At 35.4% G+C, this 12,579-nt stretch carries 5 protein-coding genes; 4 read left to right on the forward strand and 1 reads right to left on the reverse strand.

Annotation, left to right across the window (positions count from 1 at the left end):
- Positions 1-482 precede the first annotated feature (482 nt).
- The 3 genes from ABD940_RS21605 (at position 483) to ABD940_RS21615 (ending at position 10,303) form a co-directional block, all read left to right on the forward strand.
- Positions 483-5,627 (forward strand): T9SS type A sorting domain-containing protein, encoded by a 5,145-nt coding sequence (locus ABD940_RS21605; RefSeq protein ID WP_345208439.1) that lies wholly within the window; start codon positions 483-485, stop codon positions 5,625-5,627.
- A gap of 333 nt (positions 5,628-5,960) precedes the next feature.
- Positions 5,961-8,192: a GEVED domain-containing protein gene (locus ABD940_RS21610; RefSeq protein WP_345208441.1), complete on the forward strand. Its 2,232-nt coding sequence runs from the start codon at positions 5,961-5,963 to the stop codon at positions 8,190-8,192.
- 137 nt (positions 8,193-8,329) lie between these two features.
- Positions 8,330-10,303 (forward strand): T9SS type A sorting domain-containing protein, encoded by a 1,974-nt coding sequence (locus tag ABD940_RS21615; RefSeq protein WP_345208443.1) that lies wholly within the window; start codon positions 8,330-8,332, stop codon positions 10,301-10,303.
- 288 nt (positions 10,304-10,591) lie between these two features.
- Here the strand turns inward: ABD940_RS21615 and ABD940_RS21620 are convergent, their stop codons facing one another.
- A complete protein-coding gene (locus ABD940_RS21620; RefSeq protein ID WP_345208445.1) occupies positions 10,592-11,419 on the reverse strand; it encodes an ion transporter in 828 nt (275 codons plus the stop codon).
- Between the two features lie 62 nt (positions 11,420-11,481).
- Between ABD940_RS21620 and ABD940_RS21625 the strand changes: the two genes are divergently transcribed.
- Positions 11,482-12,579, forward strand: a complete 1,098-nt coding sequence (locus ABD940_RS21625; RefSeq protein ID WP_345208447.1) for a Nif3-like dinuclear metal center hexameric protein — start codon at positions 11,482-11,484, stop codon at positions 12,577-12,579.

Below are 12,579 nucleotides of genomic sequence, written 5' to 3' on the forward strand. Positions count from 1 at the left end.
AATATTATTACATATTCATATATTGTAAGGTGGCTTTAAAGTCACCTTACTTTTTTATTTAGATAGAAAAGTAATTTTCAATCTGTTTTTTTTTTTTAATTTCCTTGATAGTCTCATCTTAAGACCTTTTTTAATGATAAGACTTTCAATTTATGTCAGATTTTTGATATAAATAAGGTATAAAGTTTTTATTAAAGCCTTTTTCTTTATTTTTTTTTACAAAACCAGAAATATTTTTTTATGTTAAGTTTTCAAAATTATATTATTTCCTTTTATTGTGATTTTTTATTAAATATTTGATATTCAATTGTTTTTGATTTTTTTTATAAATTGTTGTATTATTGATAAAATCAAATGTTTGTTTATTTTTATTTGTTTTATTTCCTCTTTATTTAGTGAAATAATATAATTTTATAACATTTTAACTTTTTTGTTTACTTAATTGGTATCTTTATAGCCCTAATTTTAATTTTTACTATACTATGAAGAAAACCTATCTTTGGCTCTTATTGTTCTGTGGTTCTGCAACAATAACGGCTCAAACCACGTATTATTCTAAAGCTTCGGCTACGGATTTTACAAATGTGGTTTCGTGGGGAACTAATACTGATGGAACAGGAACATCGCCTGGTTCTATTAGTAACGCGGACAATTTTGTTATTCAAAATGCTTCTGCTATGACGCTTCCCGGTAACGCTTCTGTAAGGCAGCTTACTATTAATTCAGGAAGTTTAACTGTTGCAGCAAATACGCTTACGGTAAGTAAAGCCGGAACATTTGATTCAACACTGGCGCTTTCCGGTGGAACTTTAACAGTTTCTGGCGGAAATGTAACTGTCAATGGAAACTTTAACCTTACAACAGGAGGAAAGTTAACTCAAAGTGGAGGAACAATTTCCGTAGATGGAAACAATGCTGGTTCTGCGACAGGAAGTGTTGCTTCTGGTACATATATTGTAAATTTTGCTCCAACAGCAAATACAGATATTAATCTTACCGGAGGAAATTTTGTTATTGTAGATCCTCATTACACGACCACTTATACTTTTCAAGTAACAGCTCCTACAGCCGGAGCAATTTCGGCTACAGGAACACATACTTTTAAATTTGGCGATGGTATTTCTACAGATAATGGAAGTACGAATGGTTTTAATTTTTACAGTTGGAATGGAACTGGTATTTTTAAATTTAAGAATGTTATTTTAGATACTGTTACTGGAGGAACGAATAGATTTTTTTATGTAAGCAGTACATATTTTAACACTGTCATTACTGGAGATTTAACCATTAATTCTGGTGCAGAATTTAGAAATTCAGGGACGAGTACTACAACTGGAGCTAGCTATTTTACAGGAAATATTATAAATAATGGAACCTTTACAAGCTCAGGAGCAGTACTTTTTGCAGATGCTACGTCTGCTACAGCTACATCTTTAACTGTTTCTGAATCAACGAATTCTCAGACTATTTCAGGGAATGGTGTTTTTAGAAATGCAACAACTTCACCTACTGCTAACTTTGCAGGTTTAACAATTAATAACTCAAGTGCTGGAGGAGTAAATTTCTCTAATGCAAATTCATTATTAAGTGGAAGCAATACTGGTACAGCATCAGGAACTTTGACATTTACTAACGGAGTTGTAAATACTGGTTCTAACACTTTTGTATTAGGAGTTAGTGGAAGTACACTAGGAGCACTATCTTATACAGCGGGTGGATTCGGTTCGGGTTCTACATTTAGTAGATGGTATGGAACAACAGGATCAGGAACGACAATAGCTGCATCAACTATACCTACAGCAGGTGCAGGTACTTATCCTTTCGTAATGGGAAATCCTACAACTGGACTATCAGCTGATCATTTTCACAGAGCTACTGCAGCGTTAACTACAGCAGGTCAATTGGCTGTTAAATTTAATGGTGTAGCAGGAACTTCTGCAATCACTCCAATAACAGAAGGTTCTTTTACTTATGACAGACAAACTAACGCCAATTGGGTAGTTACAGCTTTGGCAGGTTATGCTTCGTCTGCAACGCATAATTTTGCTATTCAAGGACAAGGTACATATACAGCAGTTTCTCCTAATGTTGTAGTTTTAAATAATAGTGCGTTAATTGGCACAGCACAAGCAGGTACTAGTCAACCAATGGGGGAAAGAATAAGTATTCCTGCAGCTAATGTTGCAGCTACTTATACGCTGGGAGCTATTGCATCCGAATTTCCAATAGAGTCAGCACAATCAGGTCCTTGGGGAAGTGCAAGTACATGGGTAGGAGGTGTAGTGCCAAGTTGTGCTAATGCAGCTATTTTATCAGGTCATACAGTGACTGTGGGCGCTTCAACGACAGCAACGCCTAGTAATGTTATTATTAATACAGGAGGTAATTTATCTGTAACCGGAGGATCTATTACAGTAGGTTGTACTAATAAAAATAACTATGTTAATAACAATGGTACTTTATCAGTATCTGGAGGAAACTTAGCTGTAAATGGAAATATTAACAATGCTTCTGGTTCTACTTTTGCTCAAACGGGTGGAAATATAAATGTGGATGGAAATGATGCAGGAGCTACTGCAACAAGTGTAGCTTCGGGTACAAACATAGTGAATATAGCTACCGGAAATGTAACACTTACTGGTGGAACTATGACCGTAGTAGACCCTCATGCAGCTAGTAGTACGACTTCATACGCATTTTCCTATTCTGGTGGAACTGCTATTGATAATACAGCAGGCTGGACTTTAAAGTTTGGGGACGGATCTTCTACCGATGCAGGAGGAACTACTGCGACTGCTTCAGCTGCAGGAGGATTTATTTGGAACAATGCAGGAAGCAAAATATATTATGACAATGTTATAATAGATGGAGCTTCAGGTACAAATAGATATGTATCAAATTCATCTACAACAATTGGTATTAATACATTAACTATTAATTCAAATGGAGAATTTAGAATGCCAACATCTGGAGTAAGTATTGCAGGTAACTTTACCAATAATGGTACATTTACGCATACTGCTTCTACTTTGAGTTTCCAAAATTTCAAAAGTGCAACTGCTTCAGCTTCTACGACACCGCAGACCATTTCAGGAACTGGTGTGTATAGAAATAATATTGTTACAGCAAGCTCTACTGCCAATTTTAGTTCAATTACGATTAATAATAGTTCTTCAACGGGAGTTACATTTGCAGACGCAAATTCTTTGTTAAACGGAGCAAATACAGGTACTGCATCAGGAACATTAACCTTGACAACAGGATTTGTAAATACAGGAGCTAATACTTTTATTTTAGGAACTTCAGCTACTTCAAACGGAACTTTATCTTATTCCGCAGGTGGCTTTAGCACAGGTAGTACTTTTACAAGATGGTGGCCAACTACCACGGCTACTGGTGCATCTATTACTGCATCAACAACGACAACAGCAACGGGAAGTGGAGTTTATCCATTTGCAACAGGAACAAGTACTGCATTTTTAGCTAGAAATATGTATTTGTATCAAAGTGCTGCTGCTACAACTGGTGGAAAAATTGCAGTAAAATATAATGATCTTGCAGGAACAAATGCTGTAAGCATTGTAGATGGTGCCTATACTGTAGATACACAAACAAAATCCAATTGGATTGTTTCTCAATCAGGAATTACGGGAACGCCTACTTATAGTATGGCAATAAACGGACAAAGCATTTATGGAGCAGCTAATGGAAACAGTAGAATAACTTTAGCATCAGCTCCAGCTTTGGGAACACATCAAACAGGAACAAGTTATGTAAATGCACAAAGAACAGTAGTGCCATTGGCTAATTTGGCTGATACTTATTATTTAGGTATTGCAGCTTCTGATATTCCTTTTGTATCTATTGCAAATGGAAATTGGAGTAGTGCTGCTACATGGAACAAAGGAACAGTACCTACTTGTACAGATATAGTACAAATTGCGACTGGTACTACAGTAACAGTAAACTCAGCGGCAAGTAGTGCTAAAAATGTAACCATTGCATCAACAGGTACATTAGTTAATGCTTCAGGGGATTTAACAGTAGGTTGTACATTAAACAATAATTTCCTTACAAACAACGGAACACTAACAGTTTCTGGAGGAGTATTAAATATTAATGGAAATCTAATGAACAATTCAGGCTCTACTTTTAATCAAAGTGGGGGTAATATTAATGTAGATGGTAGTGATGGTACAACAGCTAATAGTGTTGCTACAGGAACTCCTTTAGTAAGAGTAACTGCTACAGCGGCATCTAATGTTAATCTTACAGGAGGTACTTTGACGATAATAGATCCGCATGCTGGTACTAGTACAAGTGACTATGCACTAAGTATAAGTGTTCCTTCTGGTGGGGCGGTAGCTAGTACTAATCATACAGTTAAGTTTGGTGATGGAATTTCTACCACAGCGGGTGGTAATACTCGTGGTTTTGGTATTTATCTATTTCCAGGATCGGGTTACTATAGTTTAGGTAATGTATTGGTAGATGCACCTACAGGAACCAACCGTTTTGTATCAACTCTTAGTACTATTGGTATTTTAGGTAATTTAGTTATTAATCAAGGTGAATATCAAACGGCATCATCAACTACCTATATAGCAGGTAATATCACTAATAATGGTACACTTACAGCTGCTAGTACAATAAACTTTGCTACTTGGACTAATGATTCTTCTTCGGCTACAACTACTGCTCAAACTATTAGTGGTACTGGTGTGTTCCGTAACTTGACAGCTACTTCTACTGCTAATTTAACTTCTTTAACTGTTAATAATACAAACGCAGGTGGAGTTACATTGAATGTGCCATTATCAGTAAGTGGAACATTAACACTTACAGCAGGTAAAGTAAATACAACTTCTGCTAATTTATTGACATTAGGAACAGCAACAGCTGCTGGAACTTTATCAGGTGGATCAAGTACAGCATATATCGTTGGACCATTTGCCAGAACTATTGCTAATGCAAATACTGCTTCAACTTATATTCACTATCCTGTTGGTAAGGCTGCTTATGCACCAATTTGGTTAGCTCCGGTAACTACTTCTGTTGCTAATATGAAAGCAGAGGCATTTGATACTAACTCAGGAACAACATCTTCTACAATCCAAAATTTATCTATGACAAGAAGATGGGAAGCTCCTTTAGTATCTGGTACCTTCTCAACAATTAATGTAAGATTAGGAGATAATGCAATTACAAATGCTAATTTCCCTGTAATTGCACCAATTGCAAGTGGAGTGTATGATAGTTTATTTGGTACTACAGGTACTTATGCTGCTGGTACACCAAATACTACACAATCTACTACAGCATTAGCAACTGCTAATTATACAGGTTTCCTATCTTATGCAGAAATGGCTGCTGTGCTTGGTACGAGCGAAGTAATATCTAATAAAGGAATAAAAGTATATCCAAATCCATTTGCTGAGGTATTAAATATTTCAGATGTGAAAGATGTAAAATCAATTTCAATTGTTGATATCGCTGGAAGATTAGTAAAAACTATTGAAAAACCAAGTTTAACACTTCATTTAGAAGAATTGAACTCAGGAATGTATATGGTTATTTTAAATATGAATGATGGTTCTAAGCAAACAATCAAAACAATTAAGAGGTAATTTTAATTAATATTGAAATAAGGATAGCGGCTAATAAATTAGCCGCTATTTTTTTTATTATGCAATGAATAGTTAATTTTTCAATCGAGGAATTATTCCACCTTAAAATAAAGGATAATTCCTCTCATATTGATAAATTTTTAAGTACTTGATTTATATAGTTTTAAAAAAGATAATTTGAATTATTGTTTTTTCAATGAAATGTGAATTTTTGTAAATTTTATTTATTCAAAAATTTTTTGTGTTTATTTAAGTTTAATTATTTGTGAATTTTTAAGATTTTAATGAAAATTGATTTGTAAATTTATAATCCTAATTTTATTTAACTAAAGAATGAAAAAATTTTTACTAGCGTGTATGATGGCTTTTGGAATAGGAGCATCAGCGCAGATTTCTTACACCTACGGGTGGGATGTTTCGGGCTTAGGCTCTTGGACTACAAGTGGTTCGGGATCTTTTAGCAGAAGCACTACAACACCTTGTAACGGAGCAGGAAGTGTAAGGGCTAATAATTATTATGCCGGATCCTCTTACCTTGTTTCACCAGCACTTACAGGAACTAACGGAGGTGATCTTACGGTTGGTTTTTCTTATAAAGTCACGCAGTATTCTGCTAATACAACAGGAGCGGCTTCTGCAGATTTTGGAGTGATTAATTTGCAATGGTCAACCTCTGCTTCCGGTCCTTGGACGAATGCCTATACAATTGATAGCAGTACCCATGTTGTTTCTGCATCTTGTGCTACTAAAACAGCTACCATTTCCGGATTGCCTGCATCGGGGAATGTTTATATTAGATTAGAAGCCAAGTCTGGATTATCTACTTCAGATAATTATATTTATTTTGATGATGTAACGGTTTCTCAGGGTGCAGCACCTTCATGTCTGCCGCCTTCAATTCCTACAGCATCAAATATTACTTTAGCTACAGCTGATGTTTCTTGGACGGCACCAACTTCGGTACCGGGTTCAGGATACGAATATTATTTGTCAACATCCAGCACAAGCCCAACTGCAACAACACCTGCAACGGGAACTTCTGCTACGACAACTAAAAGTTTAAGCGGTTTAACGGGGAATACTTTATATTATATTTGGGTAAGATCTGTTTGTTCTACAACTGATAAAAGTTCTTGGTCTCAAGGTGGAAACTTTGTTACAGGATATTGTTTCCCAACAGGTGGAACAGGTTCTACATCTTATTATCTGAAAACAATCAGCACAACCGGAGCTGTTACGAACTTGTCGTATTCAGCGACTTCTTATTCGGCTTATGTGAATAATTCAGCAACTACTTTCTCAAGTTATCCAGGAGGAACATTTAACTATTCTATTACAAACTCTAACTCATCAACATGTTATTTCTACATCTGGATAGATTGGAATAATGATTTGGATTTTGATGATGCGGGAGAAGCTGTATTGGCAACAACTACTTATTCTGCAGCAAATTCCGGAACGATTGTAATTCCTTCTGGTCAGGCTTTAGGAGCTTACAGAGTGAGATTTGGTGAATCAGAATCAGGAACGATTACAAGCTGTGGTCCTTCTTCGTACGGAAATTATGTAGATTATACGCTTAACATAGCTGCGGCTCCAAGCTGTGTAGCTCCTTCAACGGGTACAATTACCAATATCACGACAAGTGGAGCAGATGTTTCATGGACGGCACCTGCAACAGTACCTGCAAATGGTTATGATCTTTATTACAGTACAAGCAGCACAACGCCTACTTCTACAAGTAATCCTAATTATTCTAATATTAGCGGAACTTCTAAAACATTGTCGGGTCTTACATCATCTACATCATATTATGTTTGGGTAAGATCAAACTGTAGCACTACTGATAAAAGTGCTTGGGGAGGTCCATTCTTGTTCTCTACAAGTATTACAAATGACAATTGTGGTTCTCCTTTACCATTAACAGTAGGGGGTTCATTTGCTTCAAATGCAGTAGTAGCTACAAATATTGGATCTACAATAGACGAAACACCATTGTCTTGTCAGACAAATGCAAACAATAACGTTTGGTATTCGGTTGTAGTTCCACCTTCAGGAAACCTTACTATCGAAACTAAAGCTGTTGCGGGTTCTCCTTATACGGATTCTGTTATCAATGCATTTTCAGGAAGCTGTGGTAATTTAACGGGTGTGGGTTGTGACGACGATAGCGGAGATGATGCTTTCTCTAAATTAGTTTTAACAGGGCAAACTCCGGGAGCTACATTATTAGTAAGCGTTTGGAGATGGAGTAATAGCAGTGTATTTGATGGTCAATTCCAGGTTTCTGCTTACGATTCAAGTCTTTTATTAGCAACAAACGAAGTAAAAGATGCTAAAAACAACATCAAGATTTATCCAAATCCATTCTCTGATGTATTGAATATCTCAGATGCTTCTAATGTTAAAAATGTTTTAGTAACTGATGTTTCCGGAAGACTATTGAAAACTATTACAAATCCTTCTTCAACGCTTCAATTAGGAGAATTGAAACAAGGAATGTATTTAGTGACTTTAGAAATGAAAGATGGTTCTAAACAAACGATCAAAACAATTAAAAAATAATTTTTAATAAGTATTATAAGTTATGATAGCGACTAATTTATTAGTCGCTATTTTTTTTGTTAAAAAATAAAAATATTAACATTAGTATTTAAATATTATTGTTAATTTAGTATTCCATCAGCAAAATATAATAGTTTATGACAAAATTTCTACTTTCATGCTTATTGTTCATAAGTATGACCCTTCCTGCACAAATAAATTTGGGCGCAGGAAGTACAGACGTTGGAGTTGCTCCAATTAGTACCTATTACGGATACTCTTATGTACAACAGATTTTCACACGACAGGAGATCAATGCCAATGCAGCGGGAAACATTACCGGACTCAAATTTTATCTCGATCCGGCTATGTCTATCGCTAATTCTTCACAATGGGTGGTGTATTTAGGGCAAACAACAAAAACATCATTCACATCAGATTCAGATTGGGTTCCTGCTTCTCAACTAACGCAAGTGTTTACGGGAACAGTTACTAGCGTAAACGGCGTCATTTCAATTATTTTTCCGACACCATTTCCTTATAGTAATACTTCCAATTTAGTTATAGCTGCAGAAGAAAACTCTGCCGGATATGACGAAAATGATTATGATGAAGCGATGTATGTGTATCCAGGTGCGCAAAACTCTACGCTTTATTATAAAAATGATTATACGAACCCAGATCCTTTTTCGCCGCCTCCAACGGATGGATATTTACAGGATTATAAATCTGTGGTTACTTTTGAAGGTTTAGCGCCAAATCCTATTCCAGCTTGTCCGTTAATTACTTACCCAAGTAACAATGCTACATTTGTTCCTTTAACTTCTACATTTACGTGGAATAATACGTCGGGAGCAACAAGCTATAAAGTTTCTATAGGAACAGCTCCAGGAGGAACAGATGTTGCCAATCAGGTTTCTGTGAGTACAAATAGTTATACTCCTTCAACACCGTTTGCTCCGGGTATAAATCATTATTTAAGAGTAACAGCAGTTGGTCCCGGAGGTGAATCTATGGGTTGTAATGAACTCATGTTTGAAACTGCGCCGCCATTACCGACCAATGATGAATGCGCAACAGCAATTGCTTTAACAGTAAACCCTGATCTAAATTGTGGAACAGTGACTGCAGGATACACAATAGGCGCAACAGATTCAGGAATGGTACCTGATCCTTGCTATGGAACTCCGGATGATGATGTTTGGTTCAAATTTACTGCAACAGCTACCAGTCATAAAATTTCTCTTTTAAATATTATGTCTGTAGGAACTACACAAGGTGATACCGATACTTATTTTCAAATATTTAGTGGAGGTTGTGGAGCTTTATCCAGTATTTTATGTTCAGATCCTGAGTCGGGAATTGTAACGGGACTTACAGTTGGAGAAACTTATTGGATAAGAGTTTACAGTTATTACGACACGGGAAGCAACCAAAGCTTTGATATTTGTATAGGAACATTCCCTCCGCCGCCAGTAAATGATGACTGCTTTAATGCAATATCGGCAAGTAATTTTCCATATACATATTTGCAGAACGATGGAGGAGGAGCTACCAATAACGGAGGATTTGTAACAGCTTGCAGCGATGAGATGAATGATGGAACTTGGTTTAAATTTATAGGAGACGGTGATACATTTAATGTTACTGTAACAATGCCTGCAGGAAGTGATTTTGATCCTCAGATTGGGGTTTACAGTGGGAGCTGTTCTGCGTTATCCTGCGAAGGAACTGCTGACAACGGTGGACAAGGTGGTACAGAAACATTATCTATTCCTACACTTAATGGAAATACATACTATGTAAATGTAGGAAATTACAGTGGTTGGTCGGATGAAATGGAAGGAACTTTTACAGTTAATATTACAAAAGGAGTATTGGCAACTTCAGATGTTAAGGTTAATAAAAATAGTGTTAAGCTATATCCGAATCCATTTACAGATGTATTGAATATCTCAGATGCAACGAATGTGAAATCTGTTTCTGTTTCTGATGTTTCAGGAAGATTGATAAGAGTAATTGATAATCCTTCGTCAGAACTTCATTTAAGTGAATTAAGACAAGGTATGTATTTAGTAACACTTACAATGAAAGATGGTTCTAAACAGACGATCAAAACAATTAAAAAATAATTAAAAATTATAACAAAATGAAAGGCGGTCTTTTTTAAGATCGCCTTTTTATTTTAGGTTAATTAAAAGAAATTAATCCAATAATTCTATTTGTTAGGAACAGGTTGTATATCCCCTGTATTCATGTGATCAAAAATAGTTGGAAAAAACATTGCAAGGATAAAATAAATAATGATCATTAGTACAACTAAAGCAAAAAGTATAATGACTAAACTATTCGGCTTATTTTTCTTTTTTGGTTCCATGATTTTGTGATATTTAGTTAATAGATTATAGTGATATAAAATACTAAGCTAATTTCTTGCCACACTGTTTGCAATACCTTGCATCATCATCAATATCTTCATTTCCGCATCGGTCGCATATCTTTTCCATATTTTGTCTTTTGTTTCGCATTTCGGCAGTCACGATCCCGGTCGGAACCGCAATAATAGAATAACCAGCCAACATTAAGACCACCGCAAAAAATTTCCCCATCGGTGTAATCGGCGAAACATCACCATAGCCAACCGTCGTTACTGTAACAACAGCCCAATAAATTGACTGAGGAATAGTTTCAAATCCGGGTCTTCCGCCTTCCACCATAAACATCAGTGAGCCGACGATCACAGAGAAAATAATTAAGAATAAAAGGAAAATATAAATCTTTCGCGAACTGTTTTTTAATGCTCTCACGATAACAGTTCCGTCATTCATGAAATCCATTAAATTAAAAACCCTGAAAACTCTCAGCATTCTCAACATTCTGAAGATCAGGAAATATTTAGTCACAGGAAATATAAAACTGAGATAAAAAGGAATCAACGCGAGAAAATCAATAATTCCGAAAAAACTGAAAATGTAATGTTTTTTGTTTTTAATAACAGCAATTCTCGAAAAATATTCTGCGGAAAAAAATATCGAGATGATCCATTCTAAAATAATGAAGGTATAATGAAATCTCTTATCAAGTTTCGGAACACTTTCCATCATGATAATAAAAGTGCTGATAAGAATTAAGGATAATAAAATAATATCAAATAATTGCCCCAGTTTAGTGTCGGAACGATAGATGATTCGGTAAAGATGCCTTTTCCAGAGTGAATCTCCCGGAACAAGATTGTGCTCTTTTTCCATTTTTAATGTTTTTCTAAAATTAATAAATTATCCCTATTTTCGTAACAAACATACAGAATAAAATGACAATAAGTAAAGTAATTGCAAAAATAGAAGAGCGTATTCCGCTGCAGCAGGCAGAAGATTTTGATAATGTAGGATTGTTGTGCGGAGTTCCTTCAAGAAATGTTTCAGGAATTTTGGTTTGCCATGATGCATTGGAAAATGTTGTAGATGAAGCGATTGAAAGAAACTGTAATTTAATTGTATGTTTTCATCCGATTATTTTTTCAGGATTAAAATCTTTAACGGGGAAAAATTATGTTGAAAGAGCTGTTTTAAAAGCTATTGAAAACAAAATTGCCATTTATGCCATTCATACGGCTTTTGATAATGATTTTTTTGGAGTAAACAGAGGAATTTGCGATCATTTAGGATTAAAAAATTTAAAAATTCTTCAGCCTAAAAAGAATAATTTAAAGCAATTGACCGTTTTTGTCCCAAAAGATTATTCCGAAAAAGTAAAAGAAGCACTTTTCAATGCGGGAGCTGGAAATATTGGTTTTTATGACGAATGTAGTTTTATGGTTAACGGGAACGGCACTTTCCGACCGATTGAAGGCTCAAATCCTTTTTCCGGGCAGCAAAATATCCGCGAAAATGCCGATGAAGATATGATTTCTGTAATTTTTGAAGATTATAAGCAAGGACAAATCGTAAATGCCATGAAAACTGCGCATCCTTACGAAGAAGTGGCGCATCAGATTTATAGTCTGGAAAATACGAATCATTACAGCGGTTTGGGAATGTATGGTGATCTTGAAGAACCGATGAATGAAAAAGATTTCCTGAAATTTGTAAAAGAAAAATTCAATCTGGAAATGATAAGACATTCTGATTTTAATAATAAAAAAATTAAAAGAGTCGGAGTTTTGGGCGGTTCCGGAGCAAGCGGAATACGATCTGCAATTTCCAAAAAATGTGATGCTTATCTTACGGGAGATGTAAAATATCACGATTTTTTCCTTGCGGAATCCAAAATGATGATTTGTGATATAGGTCATTTTGAATCAGAACAATTTGTGACTCAACAATTATTTGAAATTTTATCACAAAAATTTAGTACATTTGCAATCTCAAAATCTATTGAGAAAACAAACCCGGTAAATTATTTCATTTAA

It is taken from the genome of Chryseobacterium ginsengisoli (genome assembly GCF_039542325.1).
Lineage (GTDB): Bacteria > Bacteroidota > Bacteroidia > Flavobacteriales > Weeksellaceae > Chryseobacterium > Chryseobacterium ginsengisoli.

Excerpts from the sequence above, each read along its gene's own strand:
- ABD940_RS21605 (WP_345208439.1), top strand. The coding sequence starts at position 483 with ATGAAGAAAACCTATCTTTGGCTCTTATTGTTCTGTGGTTCTGCAACA.
- ABD940_RS21610 (WP_345208441.1), top strand. The coding sequence starts at position 5,961 with ATGAAAAAATTTTTACTAGCGTGTATGATGGCTTTTGGAATAGGAGCA.
- ABD940_RS21615 (WP_345208443.1), top strand. The coding sequence starts at position 8,330 with ATGACAAAATTTCTACTTTCATGCTTATTGTTCATAAGTATGACCCTT.
- ABD940_RS21620 (WP_345208445.1), bottom strand. The coding sequence starts at position 11,419 with ATGGAAAAAGAGCACAATCTTGTTCCGGGAGATTCACTCTGGAAAAGG.
- ABD940_RS21625 (WP_345208447.1), top strand. The coding sequence starts at position 11,482 with ATGACAATAAGTAAAGTAATTGCAAAAATAGAAGAGCGTATTCCGCTG.